At 77.8% G+C, this 21,598-nt stretch carries 19 protein-coding genes; 6 read left to right on the top strand and 13 right to left on the bottom strand.

Translation table 11 applies throughout. The features are described from left to right. Positions 1-9: 9 nt before the first annotated feature. The 4 genes from MF406_RS02985 to MF406_RS02970 form a co-directional block, all read right to left on the bottom strand. On the bottom strand, positions 10-723 hold the full coding sequence (locus MF406_RS02985; protein ID WP_242896530.1) for a YqjF family protein: 714 nt from the start codon (positions 721-723) through the stop codon (positions 10-12). 52 nt (positions 724-775) lie between these two features. Continuing rightward, positions 776-1,624, bottom strand: coding sequence for an SDR family oxidoreductase (locus tag MF406_RS02980; protein ID WP_242896529.1), 849 nt, complete (start codon positions 1,622-1,624; stop codon positions 776-778). Positions 1,625-1,752: 128 nt separating this feature from the next. After that, a complete protein-coding gene (locus MF406_RS02975; protein ID WP_242896528.1) occupies positions 1,753-2,040 on the bottom strand; it encodes a hypothetical protein in 288 nt (95 codons plus the stop codon). A gap of 55 nt (positions 2,041-2,095) precedes the next feature. Beyond that, positions 2,096-2,278 (bottom strand): hypothetical protein, encoded by a 183-nt coding sequence (locus MF406_RS02970; protein ID WP_242897937.1) that lies wholly within the window; start codon positions 2,276-2,278, stop codon positions 2,096-2,098. Between the two features lie 281 nt (positions 2,279-2,559). Here MF406_RS02970 and MF406_RS02965 point away from each other — a divergent pair, with 281 nt between their 5' ends. Further along, complete coding sequence (locus MF406_RS02965; protein ID WP_242896527.1) at positions 2,560-3,150, top strand: sugar MFS transporter; 591 nt, start codon at positions 2,560-2,562, stop codon at positions 3,148-3,150. Positions 3,151-3,293: 143 nt separating this feature from the next. Here the strand turns inward: MF406_RS02965 and MF406_RS02960 are convergent, their stop codons facing one another. Beyond that, on the bottom strand, positions 3,294-3,797 hold the full coding sequence (locus MF406_RS02960) for a GNAT family N-acetyltransferase (protein ID WP_242896526.1): 504 nt from the start codon (positions 3,795-3,797) through the stop codon (positions 3,294-3,296). A gap of 376 nt (positions 3,798-4,173) precedes the next feature. Here MF406_RS02960 and MF406_RS02955 point away from each other — a divergent pair, with 376 nt between their 5' ends. After that, entirely contained in the window at positions 4,174-5,043 is an 870-nt protein-coding gene (locus MF406_RS02955) for a DUF2382 domain-containing protein (protein WP_242896525.1), read from the top strand. A gap of 258 nt (positions 5,044-5,301) precedes the next feature. Here MF406_RS02955 and MF406_RS02950 read toward each other — a convergent pair whose 3' ends face one another. Next, positions 5,302-6,870 (bottom strand): methyltransferase, encoded by a 1,569-nt coding sequence (locus MF406_RS02950; protein WP_242896524.1) that lies wholly within the window; start codon positions 6,868-6,870, stop codon positions 5,302-5,304. Positions 6,871-7,016: 146 nt separating this feature from the next. Here MF406_RS02950 and MF406_RS02945 point away from each other — a divergent pair, with 146 nt between their 5' ends. Beyond that, positions 7,017-8,852 carry a BCCT family transporter gene (locus tag MF406_RS02945; RefSeq protein ID WP_242896523.1) on the top strand — a complete coding sequence of 612 codons (1,836 nt, stop codon included), beginning with the start codon at positions 7,017-7,019 and terminating at the stop codon, positions 8,850-8,852. 143 nt (positions 8,853-8,995) lie between these two features. On the opposite strand, the gene MF406_RS02940 is transcribed toward MF406_RS02945, so the two are convergent. Continuing rightward, a complete protein-coding gene (locus MF406_RS02940; RefSeq protein WP_242896522.1) occupies positions 8,996-11,308 on the bottom strand; it encodes a sodium-translocating pyrophosphatase in 2,313 nt (770 codons plus the stop codon). A gap of 248 nt (positions 11,309-11,556) precedes the next feature. On the opposite strand from MF406_RS02940, the gene MF406_RS02935 reads away from it, so the two are divergent. Then, entirely contained in the window at positions 11,557-14,307 is a 2,751-nt protein-coding gene (locus MF406_RS02935; RefSeq protein ID WP_242896521.1) for a DEAD/DEAH box helicase, read from the top strand. 86 nt (positions 14,308-14,393) lie between these two features. On the opposite strand, the gene MF406_RS02930 is transcribed toward MF406_RS02935, so the two are convergent. From MF406_RS02930 to ssd, 6 genes are all read right to left on the bottom strand, one after another. After that, positions 14,394-14,849, bottom strand: coding sequence for an Rv3654c family TadE-like protein (locus MF406_RS02930; protein ID WP_242897666.1), 456 nt, complete (start codon positions 14,847-14,849; stop codon positions 14,394-14,396). After that, positions 14,846-15,268, bottom strand: coding sequence for a TadE family type IV pilus minor pilin (locus MF406_RS18835; protein ID WP_305852982.1), 423 nt, complete (start codon positions 15,266-15,268; stop codon positions 14,846-14,848). The genes MF406_RS02930 and MF406_RS18835 overlap by 4 nt, the downstream gene beginning before the upstream one ends. Beyond that, positions 15,265-15,486: a DUF4244 domain-containing protein gene (locus tag MF406_RS02915; RefSeq protein WP_242896520.1), complete on the bottom strand. Its 222-nt coding sequence runs from the start codon at positions 15,484-15,486 to the stop codon at positions 15,265-15,267. The genes MF406_RS18835 and MF406_RS02915 overlap by 4 nt, the downstream gene beginning before the upstream one ends. 331 nt (positions 15,487-15,817) lie before the next feature. Then, complete coding sequence (locus tag MF406_RS02910; protein WP_242896519.1) at positions 15,818-16,321, bottom strand: type II secretion system F family protein; 504 nt, start codon at positions 16,319-16,321, stop codon at positions 15,818-15,820. Positions 16,322-16,436: 115 nt separating this feature from the next. Further along, positions 16,437-18,524 carry a TadA family conjugal transfer-associated ATPase gene (locus MF406_RS18990; protein ID WP_371744582.1) on the bottom strand — a complete coding sequence of 696 codons (2,088 nt, stop codon included), beginning with the start codon at positions 18,522-18,524 and terminating at the stop codon, positions 16,437-16,439. After that, positions 18,521-19,513, bottom strand: a complete 993-nt coding sequence (gene ssd, locus MF406_RS02900) for a septum site-determining protein Ssd (protein ID WP_242896518.1) — start codon at positions 19,511-19,513, stop codon at positions 18,521-18,523. The genes MF406_RS18990 and ssd overlap by 4 nt, the downstream gene beginning before the upstream one ends. A 378-nt stretch (positions 19,514-19,891) precedes the next feature. Between ssd and MF406_RS02895 the strand changes: the two genes are divergently transcribed. Together MF406_RS02895 and MF406_RS02890 are read left to right on the top strand one after the other, a co-directional pair. After that, positions 19,892-20,347 carry a helix-turn-helix domain-containing protein gene (locus MF406_RS02895; protein ID WP_242896517.1) on the top strand — a complete coding sequence of 152 codons (456 nt, stop codon included), beginning with the start codon at positions 19,892-19,894 and terminating at the stop codon, positions 20,345-20,347. 64 nt (positions 20,348-20,411) lie between these two features. Beyond that, positions 20,412-21,572, top strand: coding sequence for a YeiH family protein (locus tag MF406_RS02890; RefSeq protein WP_242896516.1), 1,161 nt, complete (start codon positions 20,412-20,414; stop codon positions 21,570-21,572). Positions 21,573-21,598 lie beyond the last annotated feature (26 nt).

Here is a 21,598-nt window from a genome sequence, read left to right as displayed (position 1 = left end):
ACCCCGATCTCACGCGGGGCGCGGGGCGCCCAGGCGGGCGTGGACGCCCGGCGAGAAGTGCACCAGCGGCTCCCCCACCGGGGCGGGCAGGCCGCCGGCGGCGACCAGCTCGCCGACGTCGGCGACCGCGCTCGCGGCGTGGAGCGGCCACGGGTCGTGCTCGGCCGGGACGCGCCACAGCCGCCCGGCCTGCCGGGTGAACGCGTTCCACCGGCCGGTGAGGAAGTTCACCAGCGCGGTCGGCGCGGTGATCTCCGCACCCACCCGCACGGTGGCCCGCATCCGGGCCCGCCCGCCGGGCCGGGCGCTGCGGTAGCTGACCCAGCCGTCGTCGAAGTCGCGCCGGTCGATGTGCATCCGGGCGGGCTGGTAGGGCAGCCCGAGCGCCCGCATGCCGGCGACGACCGGCAGCCGCGGGCAGTCCAGGGAGAGGAACCACAGCCCGCTGACCCCGGCCGGCGTGCGGACGTAGGTGCGGACGTTGACCTCGGGGAAGCTGGACAGGTGCGGCACCGCCGGCAGCAGCGGCGGGCGCACCCCGCGCATCCGGAACGGGGTGACGCCCACCCAGGCCGCGCCGTCGAAGGTGTCCACCACCAGGCCCGGCGGGAGGAGGGGCCGGACGGCGGCGGGGTCATAGCGCCAGTGCAGGAAGGTCAGCCGCTCCCAGCGCTGCAGGTTCACCGGGAGCCGCACGGGCTGGTCCGGTTCCCGTCCGCTCATCGGTCCCCCTCGCCGGTCAGGTCCTCCGCCCCGCTCCGGTCCTCCGCGCCGGTCAGAAGACGGGCCGGCCCCCGGTCACCCCGAGCACCGTGCCCGAGACGAAGCTGGCCTCGTCGCTGGCCAGGAAGACGTACGCGGAGGCGACCTCCACCGGCTGCCCGGCCCGGCCCAGCGGGGTGTCCGACCCGAAGCCCTCGACCCGCTCGGGCGGGAACGTGCTGGGGATCAGCGGGGTCCAGATCGGCCCGGGCGCGACGGCGTTGACCCGGACGCCCTGCGGGCCGAGCTGGGCGGCGAGGTTGACGGTGAGGTTGTTCAGCGCCGCCTTGGTGGCCGCGTAGTCCAGCAGGGGCTCGGAGGGCTGGAAGGCCTGGATCGACGTCGTGATCACGACGGCGGAGCCCGGCTTCAGGTGCTCGGCGGCGGCCTGGACCAGCCAGAAGGTGGCGAAGACGTTGGTGGCGAAGGTGCGCTCGATCTGGTCCGGCGGGAAGCTGCCCAGGTCCTGGTGGGCCATCTGGAAGCCGGCGTTGCTGACCAGCACGTCGAGCCCGCCGAGGGCGGTGGCCGCGTCCCGGACCACGGTGGCGGCCGCGTCCTGGGTGCGCAGGTCGGCCGGCAGGGTGTGGCAGGTGCGGCCGGCCGCCTCGACGGCGCGGCGGGTCTCGTCGGCGTCGGGCTGCTCCTCGGGCAGGTAGCTGATGGCGACGTCGGCGCCCTCCTTGGCGAAGAGGACGGCGACGGCGCGCCCGATCCCGGAGTCGCCACCGGTGACCAGGGCCTTCTTCCCGGTGAGCCGGCCGCGGCCGGTCCAGCTCTGCTCGCCGTGGTCCGGGGTGGGGTTGAGCTCCGTGGTCCGGCCGGGCCACTGCTGCTGCTGGGCGGGGATCTCGGGTGCCATGCGCCCATCTTCGGGGCGACGGCGGGTGGTCGCATCCGGGGCGGCGACGGCGGGGCGACGGCGGGTGGTCGCATCCGGGGCGGCGACGGCGGCGGGAGGCGTGCCCGGGCGGCGCCGGCCGGGGGCACCTACCGCAGCGTGAGCTCCCACGGCACGGGCCCGGCGTCCGCCGCCAGCCCGGCGGCGATGCGGGCGCACGCCACCCCCTGGTCGAACAGCGACTGCCGCACGCTCGGGAAGCCCAGCGCGCCCGCGAGGTCGCTGTCGTCCCAGCCGCTGACCCGCACGGACGGACCCAGCGCATCGAGCGCGCCCGCCGCGAGCTGGTCGCTCATGGCGAGGACGACGTCCGGGCGGACCTCCTCGGCGACCGCCGCGGCGGCCGCGCGCCCGTCCGGGCGGCTGTGCCGCGCCACCACCGCGACCGGCACCTCTGCCCACGCGCGGCCCGACGCCTCCACCGCCTCGCGGTTAGCCGGTCAGCCGGGCCCGGGTCACCGGGAACGGCACGTCCGTGGCCGGGCCCCGGAGCAGGCCGGACCACCGGTCCCGGTCCAACGGCTGCGACAGCACGAGCGGGGCCCGTGCGCCGATGAGCATGTGCGCGGCGACGGCTCGGGCGGCGGCCCGGTCGCCGGCCGCCACCAGCTGCACGCCGGGCGCCGCCGGCCCGCCCTGGATCGCCGCGGCAGGCCGGTCGTGCCCACGACGTCGAGCACGGGGTCGTCGTCGGCGGTCGTCCAGAGCACTCGGCGCGGGAGCGCTCGCGGCCGCCGGGGCCGGCGTCGTGACGGTGTTCGCCCCAGCCGGCGGGCTGATGGCCCTCGCGGGCACGGTCACGCTCGTGCGCGGCGACCGGCAGCCGGCCGCCCGGGTGCCGCGAACGTCCGGAGCCGGGGCGCGCGCGGCCGGCGCGGCGGGCCAGGCTCCGGTCGATGCTGCCGTTCGTGGCGGTGGGGCTCGTCGGCGCGCTCGGCTTCGCCGCAGAGAACGCACACCAGAGCTGGAGCGCCATCTTCCTCGGCGACGAGCTCGGGGCCCCGCCGGGGCTGACGGCGATCGCGCCCGCGACGTTCGCGGCCTTCGCGGCGGTCACGCGGGTCGCCGCCGACATCCTCACCCGCATCCCGGCAAGCGCGCTGCTGGTCGGGTGCGCGGTCGTCGCGACCCTCGGGACGCTCGTCGTCGCCGTCGGCCGGGTCCTGCCGCTCGCCCTCGGCGGGCTCGCGCTGGCCGCGATCGGCACGTCGGTCCTGTTCCCGACGCTGCTGAGCCGGGCCACCCGGGACGTGCCGGCGGGCCGGCGCGGACGAGCGACCTCCGCCGTGGTCACGACGGCCTACCTCGGCTTCGTGCTCGGACCGGTGTACGTCGGCGCGCTGGCCGGCGCGGTCGGGCTGCGCGGCGCCATGGTCGGCGTCGCGGCGCTCGTCGCGGCGTTCGCGGTCCTTGCGCCGCTCGTCATCCGCCGGCGGGCGGCTGCCGGCGCCGGCGGCCGGGAGGCGCAACGGGTCGCGGAGCGATGAGGCCGCGCGTCCCGGGACCCAGGCCGTCCCAGGAGTGCCCTTTTCTGCGGGCCGGGAGGCTTCTGCGGGCCGCGACGCGGCTCGGCGACCGCAGGTGCCGGCCCGCCGACGTGCTCCCTGCTGCCCCCCGTCCGGGTCGACGCTCAGAGCGTCCGGTGCATGATGTGCAGCCCGACGAGCCCGTGGGTGGGGTGGTCGAAGGCCTCCGGGACGGTGGCCAGGACCGTGAACCCGAGGGACCGCCACAGCGCTACGGCGCGGTCGTTCGTCTCGACGACGGCGTTGAACACCATGGCCCGGTACCCCTCGGCCCGGGCGCCGTCCAGGACGGCGTGGCCGAGTGCGCGCCCGACGCCGCGGCCGCCCGCGTCCGGAGCGACGACGAAGCTGGCGTTCGCGACGTGCGCGCCGGCGCCGGGGTGGTTGGGCAGGTACTTCGCGGTGCCGAGCACCCTCCCGTCGGCGGCGTCCGCGGCGACGAGGACCCGTGCGCCGGGCGTGCCGGTCCACACGGTGCGGGCCTCGTCCTCGGTGATGTCGCGCGGGTAGGTGTAGGTCTCGCCGGCCCGCAGCACCGGCTCGAGGGCCTGCCAGATGCCGGGCCAGTCCTCGTCGGTCGCACGGCGCACGTGGATCCGGTGGTCCATGGCCGCGAGGGTAGGCCGTCAGGAGTGACGGCCGGGCACGGCTGCGCCCCTCCGGCGGTGACGACGGCGACCCTCCGGGTCCGCCCGGCTGTCCGGCCTCGGCACCGGACCCACCGGCGCCGGGCGTCCGGGGCGGCCGCCCTCGGCAGACAGGACCGGCCACAGCGTCGGGCTCCTGGCGGGCCGCCGCCGGCACCGATGACCGGCCGCCGTCGGCAGCCGCGTCGGCACCCGACCGGCCGTCGTCGGCATCCGACTGGCGCGGTCCTGAACGGGTTCTGGCGCGTTCGGGTGGCGGATGAACAAGGGCGGTGTTTCCATCGTGATGGACGCCCCCGGACCCGGGGGCCCTACCGACAGAACCGAGGAGCATGCTGTGATCACCACCGACCAGGTCCAGACCCTGCTCGACAACAAGGCCAACGTGGAGTCCACCGGCGGCGACAAGATCGGTACCGTGGGCCAGGTCTTCCTCGACGACGCGACCGGCGAGCCGAGCTGGGTGACGGTCAAGACCGGCCTGTTCGGCTCCTCCGAGACGTTCGTGCCGCTGGACCGCGCCACCGTCAGCGGCACCACCGTCCAGGTGCCCTACGACAAGGACCTCATCAAGGGCGCCCCGCGCGTCGAGGCCGACCAGCACCTGAGCCCGGAGGAGGAGGACGAGCTCTACCGCTACTACGGGCTGGAGAGCACCGCCGGTGGCTACGCCGGCACCGACACCACGACCGGGTACGCCGACACCACCACCACCGACACCACAACCACCGGTACCGCCGGCACCGCCGGGTACGCGGGCACCGGCACCGCGGACACCACCACCACGTACGCGGACACCGGCACCGCGGGCCGGCACGCCGCCGGCGACACCGACGACGACACGCTGGTGCGCTCGGAGGAGCGGGTCGACGTCGGCACCCGCCGCCGCGAGGCCGGCAAGGTCCGGCTGCGCAAGTACGTGGTCACCGAGAACGTCACCAAGACCGTCCCGGTAACCCGCGAGGAGGTCCGGGTCGAGCGCGAGCCGGTGACCGCAGGGGACACCGTCAACGCCGATCTGGGCGAGGACACCGCCGAGGTCACCCTGCACGAGGACGAGGTCGTCACGGACAAGCGGGCCGTCCCGGTGGAGAAGGTCCGCCTCGACACCGACACCGTCACCGAGGACCAGCAGGTCACCGAGCAGGTCCGCAAGGAGCAGGTGGAGACCGAGACCGACCGCGACCGCGGCCGCGACGCCCGCTGACCCGGGCACGTCCCGGGCCGGCCGCCGACGGCGGCGGCGGGGGCGGCGCCGCACCGGCGCCGCCCCTCGCCGGTGGCCCGGTCGGCGCTCCGCCGGTGCACGCACCGGCATCCCGCCGCTGACTCCTCCGCGGGGTTCGAGCCCGGACCGGTGGCGCCAGCGCCGGGTTCGAGCCCGGACCACCGCCGCCATCACGCCATCCCGCCGCTGCGGACCCCCGGTCCGCAGCGGCGCGGCTGTGCCCCGGCTAGCTCTCGGCTAGCTCTCGACCGGGTGGAGGAAGCCGTCCAGCACGAGGCCCCGCGCGGCCGGGAGGACCTCGGCGGCGACGTCGGGCGCCGGCAGGTCGAGCACCTGGGCGAGCGCGGCGACGATCTGGGCGAGGGTGAGCTCGCCGTCGCACGCCCCCACCGCCCCGGCCACCAACGAGCCGGGGCGCACCACCCGGCCGTAGCCGCCGCCCTGGCGCAGCTGGAGGACCTGCGGGTCGGCGGCGCCCGGGACGAGGTAGCGCTCCTCGGTGACGTCTGCCGCGACGACCAGCCGGGCACCGGCCAGGGCGGCGTCGTCCCGGGCGGCGAGCCAGTCGTGGGCGGCCAGGACCGAGGCGACGTGCCCGCCGAGCGGCTGACGGACCGGCCCGGTGAGCTCCTCCACCCGCCGCCAGGGGCTCGTCCCGCCGGCGACCGGCCGGCGCAGCAGGACGTGGCCGAAGCCGATGCCGGTCACCCCGCGGGCGGTGAAGTCGGCCAGCCAGGCGGCGTAGGCCGCCTCGTACCCGGCCCGGTCCCGCTCCGGCCGCAGCCCGCCGTCGCTCAGCCAGAGCTCGGCGTACTCGGCCGGGTCCTGCACCTCGCGCTGGACCACCCAGCCGTCCAGCCCGGCGTCGGCCAGCCAGCCCTGCACCCGCTCGGCCCAGCCCTCGCCGGCGTGGTGCTCCCAGTTGCCGAGCAGCTGCGCCACGCCGCCGGGGGCGAGGTGCGGGCCGAGCCCGGTGACCAGGTCCCGGACGAGGTCGTCCCCGGCGCGGCCGCCGTCGCGGTAGGACATCCGCGGCAGGCCGGCGGCGTAGGCGGCGGCCGGGGTGATGACGAACGGCGGGTTGGACACCACCAGGTCGAACGTCTCCCCCGCCACCGGGTCCAGCAGCGACCCGGCCCGCAGGTCCACCGCCACCCCGGCCAGGCCCGCGTTCAGGGCGGCGAAGGCGAGGGCCCGGGCGGAGACGTCGGTGGCGACGACCCGGGCGGAGTGCCGGGCGGCGTGGAGCGCCTGGACCCCGCAGCCCGTGCCCAGGTCGAGCGTCGCGCGGCGCGGGTCCCGGACGGTGGCCTGGGCCAGGGTCAGGGACGCCCCGCCCACGCCCAGGACGTGGTCGGGAGTCAGTGGCCGGCCGGTGACGCTCTCGCCGAGGTCGGAGGCCAGCCACCAGTGGGCGGGCCCGGCGGCGTCCTGGGCGGCGTAGGGCCGCAGGTCGACGGCGGCGCGGACGGCGTCCGACGGTCCGGCGCCGGCGAGCGCGACCAGGCCCAGGGCGGCGGCGCCGGCGGCCCGGGTGGCGGGCAGGGCGGCGTCGAGCTCCGCCACGGTCACCTCGTCGCCGAGCCCGAACGCGCGCAGCAGGGTGGCCGCCGGGGTGCCGGCGCGGCGGGCGGCCAGCAGCGCCGGGAGGCGCTGCTCGCGGTGCAGCGCGGCGCCGGCGACCGGGCCGAGGAGTTCGGCGACGCCGTCGACGGTGTACCCAGCCGCGCCCAGGTCCGCCCGGAGGTCGGCGACCTGGCCGGGCGTCCCGGCGGGCGGGGGCAGGTGCACCGGGGGCTGGCTCATCGGGCGAGGCTATAGCGGCCACCGCTGGCGGCGGCCGGGCGGCAGGACCGGCCGCCTCAGCTGGTGCCGCGGCGGCGAGCGCACTAGCGTCGAGCGCCGCAGCCGAACCGTCCCCGCCCCCGACCCGGAGACCGAGGAAGCCAGTCATGACATCCACCCCACCCAGCCCGGCCGGGCCGAGCACCCGGCCCGTCCCGCCCCGGCGGCGGGTGCCGGCCCCGCGGGTGTTCTACCCGGCGCTGGGGATCATCCTCGCCGCGGTCGCCCTCGCCATCGCCTTCCCGGCCGGCACCGCCGACGTGCTGAGCACCCTCCAGCGCGGCGTCGTCGCCGGCTTCACCCCGTACCTGCTGGTCGTCGTGGCCGGCTTCGTCGTCTTCGCCGTCGCCATGGGCGTGAGCCGGTTCGGGGACATCAAGCTCGGCCAGGACGAGGACGAGCCGGAGTTCGGCCTGCTGTCCTGGTTCGCGATGCTCTTCGCCGCCGGCATGGGCATCGGGCTGGTCTTCTGGGGCGCCGCCGAGCCGCTGACCTTCTTCGTCGACCCCAAGCCCGGCGTGGACCCGGCCACCCGGGTGGAACGGGCGGAGGCGGCGATGTCCCAGACGTTCCTGCACTGGGGCTTCCACGCGTGGGCGACCTACGCCGTGATCGGGCTCGCCCTGGCCTACGCCGTCCACCGCCGGGGCCGCCCGGTCTCCATCCGGTGGGCGCTCGAGCCGCTGCTCGGGGACCGGGTCCGCGGGCGCCTCGGGGACGCCATCGACGTCGTCGCCATGGTCGGCACCCTCTTCGGGGTGGCCACCTCCCTGGGGCTGGGCGTGCAGCAGATCTCCGCCGGCCTGGCCCAGCTCGGGCTGGTCGACCGGGTGACTCAGCCGCTGCTCATCGTCCTCATCATCGTCGTCAGCCTGATCGCCCTCGTCTCGGTGGCCAGCGGGGTGGGCCGGGGCATCAAGTGGCTGTCCAACATCAACCTGGGGATGGCCGGTGCCTTCCTGGTCGCCCTGCTGCTGCTCGGGCCGACGCTGTACCTGCTGCGCGACCTGGTGCAGTCCTTCGGCAACTACCTGCAGAACATCGTCCCGCTCACCTTCCACGCCTCGACCTACACCGGTGCGGAGGGGCTGGAGTGGCAGGGCTCCTGGACGATCTTCTACTGGGGCTGGTGGATCTCCTGGGCGCCGTTCGTCGGGGTCTTCATCGCCCGGATCTCCCGCGGCCGGACCGTGCGCGAGTTCATCCTCGGGGTGCTGCTGGTGCCGACGGCGGTCACCCTGGTGTGGTTCACCGTGCTGGGCGGCACCGCGATCAACCGGGCCTGGGCGGACCTCAACGGTGGCCTCTTCGACGCCGCCGAGGGGGTCGTCCCCGAGGACGTCCTGTTCAACCTGCTGTCCGGGTTCCCGGCCAGCGGCCTGCTGACGGTGATCGCCATCGTGCTGGTGGCGATCTTCTTCGTCACCTCCTCCGACTCCGGCTCCCTGGTGGTGACCATGCTCGGCTCCGGCGGGGACCTCGACCCGCCGCGGTGGACCCGGGTGATCTGGGCGGCCCTGCAGGGCGCCGTCGCGATCGCGCTGCTGCTCGCTGGCGGGCTGTCCTCGCTGCAGACGGCCGCGATCCTCACCGCGCTGCCGGTGAGCGTGGTGATGGTCGGCATGTGCGTGGCCACCTTCCGGGCCTTCCGCGCCGAGCACGCGGTGCTCGTCGCGGCCGAGCGGCGCCAGCGGCGGGAGGAGCTCGCGCGCCGGATCGACACCCGGGTGAGCAGGCAGGTCAGCGCGGCCGTGACGGAGCGCCTGGACGAGCGGATCGACGAGCAGGTGGACAGCCGGGTCCGGGCGGTGCTCGCCGAGCCGGACGGGCCTGCCGCACCCGACGAGCCGGCCGCGCCGGACAGGCCGGGCGGGCCCGGCCGGGGCGGGCGGACCGACCCGATCGCGGCCCGGGTGCCCGGGCGGCGCAAGCGGGCCGACTGACGACGGCAGCCGCCGACGGGGCGGCCCACCGCCGGCCCGCTCAGCACCCGACGGGCAGCCCGCCGTCGGCCGGCTCAGCACTCGACGACGGCGAGGACGACGACGATCCTCCCCGCCCCGCCGTCGGCCGGCTCAGGCTCGGCTCAGGACTCCACGGTGGCGTCGGCCGGCGCGACGTCCCGCTCGACCTCGGCGTCCACCCGCGCGGCCCGCAGCCGGGAGCTGATCACCGCGCCGAACGCGACGAGCGCGGCGACCAGCGCGAGCCCGATGCGCAGGGCGTGGTTGGCGTCGGCCGGCACGGACATCTGCACCACGGCCGGGGCGATGAGCACCGAGACGAGGTTCATCACCTTGATCAGCGGGTTGATCGCCGGGCCGGCGGTGTCCTTGAACGGGTCGCCGACGGTGTCCCCGATGACGGTCGCGGCGTGGGCCTCGGAGCCCTTGCCGCCGTACCGGCCGTCCTCGACGATCTTCTTGGCGTTGTCCCACGCGCCGCCGGCGTTGGCGAGGAAGACGGCCATCAGCACGCCCGCGCCGATCGCCCCGGCCAGGAACCCGGCCAGCGGGCCCACCCCCAGCCCGAACCCGACGGCGATCGGCGCGGAGGCGGCGAGGAGGCCGGGGGTGGCGAGCTCGCGCAGGGAGTCGCGGGTGCAGATGTCCACCACCCGCCCGTACTGCGGCCGGGTCTGTCCGGTCATGATGCCGGGCAGCTCGCGGAACTGGCGGCGCACCTCGAAGACGATCGCGCCGGCGGCCCGGGTGACCGCGTCGATGGCCAGGCCGGAGAACAGGAACACCGTCGCGGCGCCGAGGATGACCCCGACGAGGGTGATCGGGGAGATGATCTCGTAGGTCACCATCGCGCCGACGATGCCGCCGGCGACCTGCTGGCCGGCGCCGACGATGTCCGCCATCGCCTGGCCGACGGCGTCGGCGTAGGAGCCGAAGAGGGCGGTGGCGGCAAGCACGGCGGTGGCGATGGCGATGCCCTTGGTGATCGCCTTGGTGGTGTTGCCGACGGCGTCGAGGTCGGTGAGGACCTGGGCGCCGGCGGCGTCGACGTCGCCGGACATCTCCGCGATGCCCTGGGCGTTGTCCGAGACCGGGCCGAAGGTGTCCATCGCGACGATGACGCCAACAGTGGTGAGCAGGCCGCAGCCGGCCAGGGCGACGAGGAACAGCGCCAGGGACAGCGATCCGCCGGCGATGAGGAACGTGCCGCAGATGGCGGCGGCGATGATGCCGGCGGTGTAGACGGCCGACTCGAAGCCGACGCCGATGCCGGACAGCACGACCGTCGCGGCGCCGGTGCGGGAGGTGGCGGCCACGTGCAGGGTGGGCTTGGACGTGGTGCCGGTGAAGTAGCCGGTCAGCCAGAGGATGACCCCGGCGAGGAGGACCCCGATCAGCACGGCGGCGGTGACGACCAGGCGGGGGTCGGAGCCGTGGCCGGCGAGGGTGTCGCTGACGCCCGGGATGGCGGCGAAGGTGCTGGGCAGGTAGACGTAGGCGGCGACGGCGGCGAGCACGACGCCGACGACCGCGGAGAGGTAGAAGCCGCGGTAGATCGCCCGCAGCCCGGACTCCGTCCCCCGCACCCGGGTGGTGACCACGCCGAGGAGGGCGACCAGGGCGCCGACGGCGGTGACGATCAGCGGCAGGACCAGGCCCTGCTCGCCCATCGCGGCCTTGCCCAGGATGAGGGAGGCGACGAGGGTGACGGCGTAGGACTCGAAGAGGTCGGCGGCCATGCCGGCGCAGTCGCCGACGTTGTCCCCGACGTTGTCGGCGATGGTGGCGGCGTTGCGGGGGTCGTCCTCGGGGATGCCCTGCTCGACCTTGCCGACCAGGTCCGCGCCGACGTCGGCGGCCTTGGTGAAGATGCCCCCGCCGACCCGCATGAACATGGCCAGCAGCGCGGCGCCGAAGCCGAAGCCCTCCAGCACGGCCGGGGCGTCCGCCCGGTAGATGAGCACCACGGCCGCGGCCCCGAGCAGGCCCAGGCCCACCACCGCCATGCCGACGACGCCGCCGGTGCGGAAGGCGATCCGGGCGCCGTCGGCGCGGCCGGCGGGCCGGGTGGCGGCGGCGGCCACCCGGACGTTGGCCTTGACGGCCAGGGACATCCCCAGGTAGCCGATGGCGGCGGAGAAGCCGGCCCCGACGAAGAAGGCGATGGCCCGGCCGAGCTTGATGCCGCCGTCGCCGGGCAGCAGGAAGAGCAGGGCGAAGACCACGACCGCGAAGATCGCCAGGGTGCGGAACTGCCGGGCCAGGTAGGCCTTGGCGCCCTCCTGGATCGCGCCGGCGATCTCCCGCATCCGCACCGTGCCCTCGTCCGCGGCGAGGACCTGTCGTCGCAGCACCACCGCCACCGCGATGGCGGCGACGCCGATCCCGGCGATGACCGCGACGATCGTCAGGCTCGTGGCCCCCAGGTCAAGCATGTGGCCTCCCTTGGCGCAGGCGCTGGCCGGTTCTCGGCGCAGCGGGCACCGCACGGTCCCCCGGCGGTTGGTGGTCGCACCTTACCGGGCACCGCGACGGCGGCGGGCCGGGTCCGCGGGACGGGTCCAGGCGGCGCCGCTACGTCGAGCGGGCACGTCGACGGCGGCGGGCCGGGTCCGCGGGACGGGTCCGGGCGGACCTTCGGTGCCTGCCCCGGGCCGGCCCCGCGGTGGCGCACACTGGTGCGGTGCCCGGACCGGACCTGCTCGCCCTGCTCCGCCGGCTGGGCGCCGACGACGGGCGGCTGGTGCACGTCGAGCAGCTCCCCGCCCGGCCCGGCACCACCGCCCCCTGGCCGGCCTGGGCCGACCCCGACGTCGTCGCCGGGTACCGCCGCACCGGCGTGCCGCACCCGTGGGTGCACCAGGTGGCGGCGGCGGAGGCGGCCTGGGCCGGCCGGCACACCGTCATCGCCACCGGCACCGGGTCCGGCAAGTCCCTGGCCGCCTGGCTGCCGGCGCTGTCCGCCGTGCGCGAGGCTGGACGGACCGGCGGCGCGGCGCAGGCCGCCGGTGCTGCCGCCGACGGCGCCGGGCCGCGTGGCCGTGGTGCGGCGGGCGACGGCGGTACGGCGCGGGCCGCCGGCAGGGCGGGCGCCGTCGGGGTCGCGGCTCGCGGCCGCCCGGCCGGCACCCGCTCCCCGACCACCCTCTACCTCGCCCCGACCAAGGCCCTGGCCGCCGACCAGCTCGCCGGGCTGGAGCGCCTGCTCGCCGCCGCCGGCCTCGCCGACGAGGTCCGGGTGAGCGCCTGCGACGGGGACACCCCGCTGACCGAGCGGGACTGGGCCCGCGCGCACGCCGACGTCGTGCTGTCCAACCCCGACTTCCTGCACTACTCGCTGCTGCCCGGGCACCGGCGCTGGCACCGGCTGCTGCGCGGGCTGCGCTACGTGGTGGTGGACGAGTGCCACGCCTACCGGGGGGTGCTCGGCGCCCACGTCGCGGCGGTGCTGCGGCGGCTGCTGCGCCTGGCCGAGCACTACGGCGCCCGGCCCACGGTGGTGTGCGCCTCGGCCACCACCGCCGAGCCGGCGCTGACCGCCGCCCGGCTCGTCGGGGTGGCGCCCGAGGACGTCGTCGCGGTCACCGAGGACACCGCGCCCGCCGGGCGGCGGGCGGTGGCGCTGTGGCAGCCGGCCCTCGCCGAGGGGGCGGCGGCGGCCTGGCCCGGGCAGGGCGTGGACGTGCTGACCGGCCCGGCGGCGGCCGGCACGGCGGAGACCGGCACGGAGGAGACCGAGGGGCCGCGCCGCAGCGCCGGCACCGAGGCCGCCGAGCTGCTCGCCGACCTCGTCCGGGCCGGCGCCCGCACGCTCGTGTTCGTCCGCTCCCGGACCGGGGCGGAGGTGATCGCCGAGCAGGCCCGCACCCGCCTCCGGCCGGTGGACCCCGACCTGGCCGCGCGGGTGGCCACCTACCGGGGCGGGTACCTGCCCGAGGAGCGCCGCGCCCTCGAGCGGGCGCTGCGCTCCGGGGAGCTGCTGGCGCTGGCGACGACCAACGCCCTCGAGCTCGGGGTGGACGTGGCCGGCCTGGACGCCGTCGTCATCGCCGGCTGGCCGGGCACCCGGGTCTCCCTCTGGCAGCAGGCGGGCCGGGCCGGCCGCGCCGGCGCGGAGGGCGTCGCGGTGCTGGTGGCGAGCGAGAACCCGCTGGACGCCTACCTCGTGCACCACCCCGAGGCGATCTTCGGCGCCGGCGTGGAGGCCACCACGTTCGACCCCGCCAACCCCTACGTGCTGGCGCCCCACCTGTGCGCGGCGGCCGCCGAGCTGGCGCTGACCGAGCCGGACCTCGCCCGGTTCGGGCTGGCGGACGCCGACCTGCTCGCCGCGCTTGTCGACCGCGGCCTGCTGCGCCGCCGCCCGACCGGCTGGTTCTGGAACATCGCCCGGCCGGAGCGGCCGCAGGACCTGACCGGGCTGCGCGGCGGGGACGCGGCCCCGGTGGCGGTCGTCGAGGCCGGGACCGGGGCGGTGCTCGGCACGGTCGACGGCGACCGGGCGGACGCCACCGTCCACCCCGGCGCGGTCTACGTCCACCAGGGCAGCACGTTCGTGGTGGAGGAGCTGACCGACGACGTCGCCCTGGTCCACCCCGCCGCGGACCTGGGGTACCGGACCAAGGCCCGGGGGTCCTCATCGGTGCGCATCCTTGCCGAGCGGGACGCGGCGGTGTGGCCGGCCGGGGGCGGGTCCGCCGCGGGCGGTCCCGTCCCCGCCGGCGCCCCGCGCGCCGGGGTGGCGGCCGAGAGCCCGGGCGGGGCTGGCGGGGCGGGCGGCGAGGTCGCGGCGGGCGCGCCGGCCCAGGGCCCGGAACGGACACCGGCCGACGTCCCGGGCGGCGTACCGACCGAGGTCTCCGGTGACGTGCCCGACGAAGCTCCGGACGGGGTGCGCTGGTCCTTCGGGGACGTGGAGGTGACCAGCCAGGTCACCGGGTACGACCGCCGTCGGCTGCCCGGCCTGGACATCATCGGGTCCTACCCGCTCGACATGCCCGAGCGGGTGCTGGAGACCCGGGCGGTGTGGTGGACGGTCAGCGAGGCCGCGTGCAGCGCCGCCGGGCTGACCGCGGACCGCCTGCCCGGGTCGCTGCACGCCGCCGAGCACGCCTCGATCGGCCTGCTGCCCCTGCTGGCTACCTGCGACCGGTGGGACATCGGCGGGCTGTCCACCGCACGGCACCCGCAGACCGGGCAGCCCACCGTCTTCGTCCACGACGGCTACCCCGGCGGGGCCGGCTTCGCCGAGCGCGGCTACCGGGCGGCCGCGGCGTGGCTGCGGGCCACCCTCGACGCCATCACCTCCTGCGGCTGCCTGGACGGCTGCCCCAGCTGCGTGCAGTCGCCCAAGTGCGGCAACGCCAACTCCCCGCTGGACAAGGCCGGGGCGGTGACGCTGCTGCGGCTGCTGCTGCGCCACGCGCCGGCCTGAGCACCCAGGGCGGGCGCGCGCGATCCCCGTTGCCGGGGTCACGGCGCCGGGCCGGCCTGGGTCACGGCGCCGGGCCGGCCGGGGAGTCACGGCGCAGGGCCGGCTCGGGCGGTGGCCCGCGCCAGCAGCCGGCCGCCGGCGCCCGCGTCACCACCGCCGACGCCGGCGACCGCCGCAGCCGTGCTGACCACCGCGACCTCCCCGGTCACCGTGCAGCCGGTGAGCTCGGCGTCGTTGGCCGCCACCACCGTCCGGGCGGCGACGCACGGCTCGGTGCCGGTGGGCCGCTGCACCGCCGCGGCGGCGGCCAGCGCGCCGAGGTCGGCCGCGGTCTGCGCGGTGCCGCGGGCGTGGACCGCGCGGGCCAGGCCCACCACGGCCAGGGTGAGCACCATGAGCACCGCGATCAGGCCCAGCGCGAGCACGGTGCCGGAGCCGCGGTCGCGGTCCCGGCCGGGGCGCCGCACGCCGCCGGCCCGTGGCGGGGTGCCGGGCCGGGAGCAGGCGCGCCCCACGCCGCCGCTACCGGTGCGGCCGGTCACGGCCCCTCCCCGGGCTCCGGCACGGCCCGGGCGGTGGCCCGGGCGGTCAGGTCCGTCACCGCGAGCAGGCCGGGCAGCTCCCGGGTGACCGTCACGACGACGTAGCCCTGGTCCCGGCCCACCCGGACCGTCGCGGCGGGCCCGGCCAGGTGCTCGGCGACCGAGGTGATGACCGCGGCCGGCTCGCCGAGGGCGGCCGCCCGGGCCCCCGCCCGGGCGGCGTCGGCGACGCGGACCTGGCTGACCGCGGCGGCGGCCGCCACCAGCAGGACCACCAGGAGCAGCACGACCGCCGGCAGCACCAGGGCCAGCTCGGCGGTGACGCCGCCCCGGTCGGTCGGCCGGTGCCCCGGTCCGCCGCGGTGCCCGGGCGGGCGGGCGCCGCGGCGCCCACCCACCCGGGCGTGGGGCCCGCTCATCCCAGCCCGAGCGCCTTGCGGATGAGGTCCGAGATGAGCTCTCGCACCCACTCGCTCTTGAGGATCCACAGCAGGATGCTCGCGAGGGAGGCGGCGGCGACCGTGCCGATGGCGTACTCCGCCGTCGCCATGCCCGCCTCACCGGTCTCCCGCACGGCGGCCACCCGCCGCACCAGCGCCACCCGCACCGTGCCCCACCGCCGTCGAACAGTCTTCATGGTCGCTCCCTTCGTCGGCCCCGTCCGGGGCGGACCGGCCCGCGCCGGTCTGCCTGAGAGGGTGCGCGCCGGTGCCGCCGCGCCGGCGGGGCCGGGGCCGTCGTTGTGGAGCTCTCGACAGCGCCGACCGCCGTGTGGAGCCGACGGCGCCGCCGGCGGTCCGGTGGTGGCGCCGGCAGGCCAGTGGTTCCGGCGGGCACGCGGGTGTCCCCGGCAGGGGTGGTGCCGCCGGCACGGGCGGTGCCGCCGGTACGAGGCGGTGCCGCCGGTACGGGGGTCCTGGTGCTCGTCGGCCACCGACGGCCCCCGGCGGCGTGGGTGCGGCCTCGGGTCAGCCGCCGAGCACCCGGCCGCCGGCGGCGATGACCACCGGGACGACGCCGAGGAGCACGAACGCCGGCAGGAAGCACAGCCCGAGGGGCAGCACGAGACGGACGCCGAGGCGGGCGGCCGCCTCCTGGGCCTGCTGGTGGCGCCCGGCGCGCAGCGCCTCGGCGGCCCGCTGCAGCAACGGCCCGGGGGCGGCGCCGGAGACCCAGGCCGGCTGCAGGGCGTCGGCGAGCGGGGCCAGCCCGGCCGGGGCTCCGGCCCACGCCTCCGCCCAGTCGGCGCCGAGCAGCAGCGCGGCCCCGGCCTGGCGCAGCGCGGCGGCCACCTCGACCCCGTCGCGCCCGGCGCCAGGGGCCCGCAGCGGGCCGGACGGCCCCGCCGGGCGCGCCGGCGCGGCCGGGCCGGGGTCCAGCGCCCGACCGAGGGCCTGCAGGGTGCCCGGGACGGAGGAGCCGGCGGCGAGCGCGGCGTCGGCCAGGTCGAGCAGGACGGCGACGTCGACCACCCCGGCCCGGCGCCGTGGTCCGGACCGCCGCCGCCCGCCCGCGCCGGTGGCCGGGCCAGCAGCCAGGGCAGGGCGGCGAGCAGCGCGAGGACGAGCAGCACGCCGACCGGCACGTTCATCCCCCGCCTGCCGGGCGGCCCGCTCCAGGGCGGCCGCCCACCGCCGGCCGGCGACCATGAGCCCGACGCCGCCGAGGAGGCACGCCGTGCCGACCCCGCCGCCGAGCAGGACGGCGAGCGGGTCGGCACCGACCGCCACCCCCAGCATCAGCCCGAGCAGCGGCAGCCAGCCCAGCAGCCGGGCGGTGGCCCGCGGCCCGGCGAGGGCGATCGCCCGGGCGGCCCGGGCCTGCCCGGCCTCGGTCAGGCCGCGGGCGCAGCGGTCGAGGACCTCCGCCAGCGGTGCCCCGATCTCGGCGGTGAGCCGGCAGGCGGCGATGGTGCCGGGCAGCGCGCCTGGGCCGCCTCGCCGAGGCGGCGCCGGACCCGGCCGGACCGGGTGGCGGCGCCGGCCAGGGCGAGCAGCGCCGTCGGCGCACCGGTCTGGTCGGTGGCCCCGTCGGCCCCGGCGGCCCCGGCGGCGTCGGGCAGCCCGGACCGGGCCAGCGCGGCCGCCCAGGCCGACTCGACGTCGGCCCCGGCGCGCAGCCGGGTGGCGACCTCGGTGACCACGACGCCCAGGTCGAGCGGGGCGCGGCGCGCCGGCCGGCGGCGCGGTGGCCGGGGGCCCGGCGGCGGCGCCGGGGCGGGCGGGCCGGGGCGCGGGTGAGGAGCAGGGCGGCGAGCGCCAGCAGCAGCCCGACGGCGGCCGCTGCCATCAGGTGCCTCCCGCCGCGTGCCGGCACCGGTCCACGGCGCGGCGCCCCGCCGTGGACCGGTGCCGCACCGACGACGGATGCCGCGCCATCGCCGCGTGCCGTCACGGGAGCCGGCACGGCGACCGGTGCGGCGCCGTCGCCGGCTGCCGGCACGGGAGCCGGCACGTCGACCGGTGCGGCGCCGTCGACGGGTGCCGGCACGGGAGCCCGGACGGGACCGGAGGCCGCGACCTCGGCGCCCGGGACCGCGCCGGGGTCCAGGCCCAGCCGGGCCGCGAGCCGGGCCCAGCCCGGGCCGCTGCGGACCCGGCCGGCCCGGTCGGCCAGCAGCGCCGGCTCGGTGCGCAGCTCGGGCCCGGCCCGGCCCAGCACGGCCACCTCGACCAGCCGCCGGGCGCCGGCGTCGTCCCGGCGCAGGTGCAGCACCGCGTCCAGGGCGCTGGCGGCCTGGGCGGCGACCGTGGCCTCGGCCAGGCCGGCGAGCGCGCCGAGGGCGACGAGCCGGGCGGGGACGTCGGCGCAGGCGTTGGCGTGCACGGTGGCCCAGCCGCCGTCGTGCCCGGTGTTCAGGGCGGCCAGCACGTCCCGGACCTCGGCGCCGCGGCACTCCCCGAGCACGATCCGGTCCGGCCGCATCCGCATCGCGGCGCGGACCAGCTCGCTCAGCGGGACCTCCCCGACCTGCTGGACGTTCGCCCGGCGCAGCTGGAGGTGCACCACGTGCGGGTGGTCCGGGCGCAGCTCGGCGGACTCTTCGATGCACACGATCCGCTCGTCCCCGCCGGCCAGCGACAGCAGCGCCGCCAGCAGCGTGGTCTTGCCCGAGCCGGTGGCGCCGGAGACCAGGACGTTGGTGCGCCGGGCCACCAGGGCGCGCAGCACCGGCGCCAGCGGGGCGGGGACGGTGCCGAGGCGCACGAGGTCGTCCAGGGTGAGCCCATGGGCTCGGTGGGTGCGCAGCGAGATGAGCGTGCCGGTGGCGGACAGCGGGGGCAGGACGGCGTGCAGCCGGGTTCCATCGGGCAGCGAGCCGTCCACCACCGGGCTGGCGTCGTCCAGCCGCTGCCCGCAGGCGGCGGCCAGCCGGGCGGCCAGCGCGCGGACGGCGGCGGCGTCGGGGAACGTCAGCGCCACCGACTCCAGCCCGTGCCCGCGGTCCACCCACACCCCCTCGGTGCCGTTGACCAGGACGTCGGTCACGCTCGGATCCTCCAGCAGCGGCTGGAGCTCCCCGGCGCCGCGCAGGTGCGCGCGGACCTCGGCGTCCAGGCGCAGCAGCCCGCCGGCGCCCAGCGGGCCGGCCCCGCCGTCGGCACCCTCGGCGAGGGCGGCCGGCAGCGGGACGCCCTGGGCCACCGCGGTGCGCACCCGCCCGACGGCGGTCACGGCACCAGCCCCAGGCTGGCGACCAGGGCCCGGGCGGTGGTCCGGACCGGCCCGCGGCGCTGGTCCCCGGGGGTGAGGCCGTGCTCGATGGCGCCGGGCAGGCTGCGCTCCTCCCGCAGGTGCGCGGCCAGCGGCAGCCCGACGGCGGCGGCCAGGGCGTCGGCGTCGGCGGCGCCGCGGACCACCAGGCGCAGGTCCTGCCCGGGCAGGGCCTGCGCGGCGGCGTGCGCGGCCGCCCACCCGCGGACCCCGCCGGTGGTGAGCAGCAGCAGGTGCTCGCACCACGGCAGCCACAGCTCGGCCGCCGGCCCGCCGGCGAGGAGCTCGCGCGGCAGGTCCAGCACGACGACGTCGTGCCCCTGGCCCAGGGCCCGGACCGCCGAGCGGACCACCAGCCCGGTGGGGGTGACGCCGCCGCGCCGGTCCCCGGAGAGCACCCGGACCAGCTGCCAGGTGGGCAGGGCGAGGGCGAGCCGCTCGGGCAGCAGCGCGCCGCGCTCGGCCTGCAGGTCCCCCCACCGCTGGCCCGGGTCGTGCTCGAGGCCGAGCAGGACGTCCAGCCCGCCGCCGGCCGGGTCGAGGTCCACCAGCGCCGTCGCCGCCCCGGCGGCCACCGCGGCGCGGGCCAGGCCGGCGGCGAGCACCGACGCCCCGGCGCCGCCGTGCGCGCCGAGCACCCCCACGGTGCGGGCCCGGTAGGGGGTGCCGGCGGCGACGAGCACGTCCAGCAGCGCGCCGGCGTCGCGGGGCAGGCGGACGGTCGCCGGCACCGGGCCGGTGCCGGGCAGCGGAGTGGTCCGGTCCGGGTCCACCCGCAGGTGCAGCTCGGTGCCGTCGTCGTCCAGGACGACGGCGGCCGGCGGACCGCCCCGGCCGGCGGCCACCACCATCAGGTCCAGGCCGGCGAGGTCGGTGAGCCGGCGCACCTGCGCCTGGACGTCCGGCTGGTCGGTGCGCAGGAGGACCTGCGGGTGCTCCGCGGGGGCCATGGGCAGTCCTTTCGACGTCGACGAGCACGATGCTGCGCCTCGGCGCGGCGTCCGCGGGGGCCGGCTGTGGACAGCAGCAGTCCGGACGGGGTGTGGACGGGACCGGGCCGGCGGGACGGGACGACGGGACTCGCCGGCTCTGGGGCTGGGTACACCACCCGCGTCAAGTAGCAAGGGGCACCTGATCGTCTACGCAGAGGGCCAGCGCGTGACCACGTCCGCGGGTACACCCAGCGACCGGAGGTCGTGGCTCAGCTCGCTCGCACCGCTCAGGCGGCGCGGGTTTCACTGGCCCCCGAGGTAAGGGGCCGGGTGGCGCGGGACGCGAAGGAGGTGCCTTCCGCTGCCTATCACGACCAGAAGAGAAGAAGCCCCAGCATGAGCACCAGCTACAACGCCACCGTCGAGCTCGACATGCTCGGCAGGAAGGCCCCCGACTCTCTCGTCGAGCACGTCATCGACGACCTCGCTGAGTACGCCGCCGCGGTCACCACCGCCCCGACCGGGCACCTCGCGATCATCCTGTCCGTCGACGCCGCCAGCCTCACCCAGGCCGTCCGCACCGCCGTGGCCGTGGCCGAGAGCAGCACCGGACGCACCGTCGTCGCGGTGGCGGCCATGACCACCGACGACTTCTACGCGCGTGCCGGGCTGGAGCCGGTGCCGGAGCTGTTGTCGGTCACCCAGGCGGCCGAGCAGCTGGGCACGTCGCGCCAGGCGGTGCTCCAGCGCCTGGAGACCGGGAGCCTGGCGGGGCAGAAGGTCGGAAACGCGTGGGTGGTGCAGCGGGCCGCCGTCGACAGGAGGGAGCCGCGCCCTGCTGCGAGGGGGTAGTCGCGGCCCGGAGGCGGTGACCGCAGCCTGGCGTTCGGGCGCGGCGCTGGACGATCCTGGCCGGGTGACCCAGCCCCCGGCCGCCCGCCCGACGCCAGAGCCCGCCCCGCAGCAGGAGCAGCGCCCTGCCCGTTTGGTGGAGCGCGGGGGGTTCTGGGCGGGCGTGGGGCTGTGCGCCGTCGTCGCGCTCGTGGCGATGGGCATCGGCGGGCTCGTCCCCGTCATGGGCGGGCCGGTCGTGGGGATCCTGCTCGGTCTCCTCCTCGGCCGCGTCCTCGGCCGGCGCACGTCCGCGCTGGGCCCGGGCCTGGCGTTCACGTCCAAGAAGGTGCTCCAGGCCGCCGTCGTCCTCCTCGGGTTCGGGCTGTCGCTGGGCGAGGTGCTCGAGGTCGGCGTGGGTTCGTTGCCGGTCATGGTCGGCACGATCGCGGTGGCCCTCGCCGGCGCGGCGCTCCTCGGCCGCTGGCTCGGCGTCGACCAGGAGACGCGCACCCTCGTCGGGGTGGGGACCGGCATCTGCGGCGCCTCGGCGATTGCCACGGTGAGCGCGGTCACCGGTGCGGGCGGCACGGCGATCTCGCTCGCGGTGACGACGATCTTCGTGTTCAACGTCCTGGCCGCCGTCCTCTTTCCCTTCCTCGGTCACCTGCTGGGCATGAGCCAGGAGTCCTTCGGCCTGTGGGCGGGGACGGCGATCAACGACACCTCCTCGGTCGTCGCGGCTGCGACCGTCTACGGCGCGGCGGCCACCTCCTACGCCGTCGTCGTCAAGCTCTCCCGGACGCTCCTGATCGTGCCGATCTCCGTGTGGCTGGCCGTGCGGACGCACCTGGCGGCAAGCCGCGCGGCCCGGGCGGGCGCGGCCGAGGCCGGTGGGCAGCCCGGCGGCCCGGCCGGCGCGGGGGCGGGAGCCGCGGGGACCGCCACGGGGCCGCCGACCGGGCGGGGGCGCCTGCCGTGGCGCACGCTCGTCCCGACGTTCCTCGTCCTCTTCCTCCTCGCGGCGGCCGTGAACAGCCTGGGCCTGGTGCCGGACGGGGCGCAGGCACCGATCAGGTGGCTGACGGTCCTGCTGACGACGATGGCGATGACGGCGATCGGGATGCTCACGCCCATCGACGCGCTGCGCCGGTCCGGCTGGCGGCCCCTGGCGCTCGGCGGGATCCTCTGGGTCGCCGTCGCCCTGAGCAGCCTAGGGCTGCAGGCGCTCACCGGGACGCTCTGACCGGGCGCACAGCTGGGAGCGCCGAC

The organism is Georgenia sp. TF02-10 (genome assembly GCF_022759505.1).
In the GTDB taxonomy this organism is placed as follows: Bacteria; Actinomycetota; Actinomycetes; order Actinomycetales; family Actinomycetaceae; genus TF02-10.
Note: the sequence above shows the minus strand (reverse complement) of the source record. Positions and strands in the feature narration are given on the sequence as shown.

What these genes read in the sequence shown, in the direction of transcription:
- MF406_RS02985 (WP_242896530.1), bottom strand. Translation starts at nt 723, where the DNA reads ATGAGCGGACGGGAACCGGACCAGCCCGTGCGGCTCCCGGTGAACCTG.
- MF406_RS02980 (WP_242896529.1), bottom strand. Translation starts at nt 1,624, where the DNA reads ATGGCACCCGAGATCCCCGCCCAGCAGCAGCAGTGGCCCGGCCGGACC.
- MF406_RS02965 (WP_242896527.1), top strand. Translation starts at nt 2,560, where the DNA reads ATGCTGCCGTTCGTGGCGGTGGGGCTCGTCGGCGCGCTCGGCTTCGCC.
- MF406_RS02960 (WP_242896526.1), bottom strand. Translation starts at nt 3,797, where the DNA reads ATGGACCACCGGATCCACGTGCGCCGTGCGACCGACGAGGACTGGCCC.
- MF406_RS02950 (WP_242896524.1), bottom strand. Translation starts at nt 6,870, where the DNA reads ATGAGCCAGCCCCCGGTGCACCTGCCCCCGCCCGCCGGGACGCCCGGC.
- MF406_RS02945 (WP_242896523.1), top strand. Translation starts at nt 7,017, where the DNA reads ATGACATCCACCCCACCCAGCCCGGCCGGGCCGAGCACCCGGCCCGTC.
- MF406_RS02940 (WP_242896522.1), bottom strand. Translation starts at nt 11,308, where the DNA reads ATGCTTGACCTGGGGGCCACGAGCCTGACGATCGTCGCGGTCATCGCC.
- MF406_RS18835 (WP_305852982.1), bottom strand. Translation starts at nt 15,268, where the DNA reads ATGAGCGGGCCCCACGCCCGGGTGGGTGGGCGCCGCGGCGCCCGCCCG.
- MF406_RS02915 (WP_242896520.1), bottom strand. Translation starts at nt 15,486, where the DNA reads ATGAAGACTGTTCGACGGCGGTGGGGCACGGTGCGGGTGGCGCTGGTG.
- ssd (WP_242896518.1), bottom strand. Translation starts at nt 19,513, where the DNA reads ATGGCCCCCGCGGAGCACCCGCAGGTCCTCCTGCGCACCGACCAGCCG.
- MF406_RS02895 (WP_242896517.1), top strand. Translation starts at nt 19,892, where the DNA reads ATGAGCACCAGCTACAACGCCACCGTCGAGCTCGACATGCTCGGCAGG.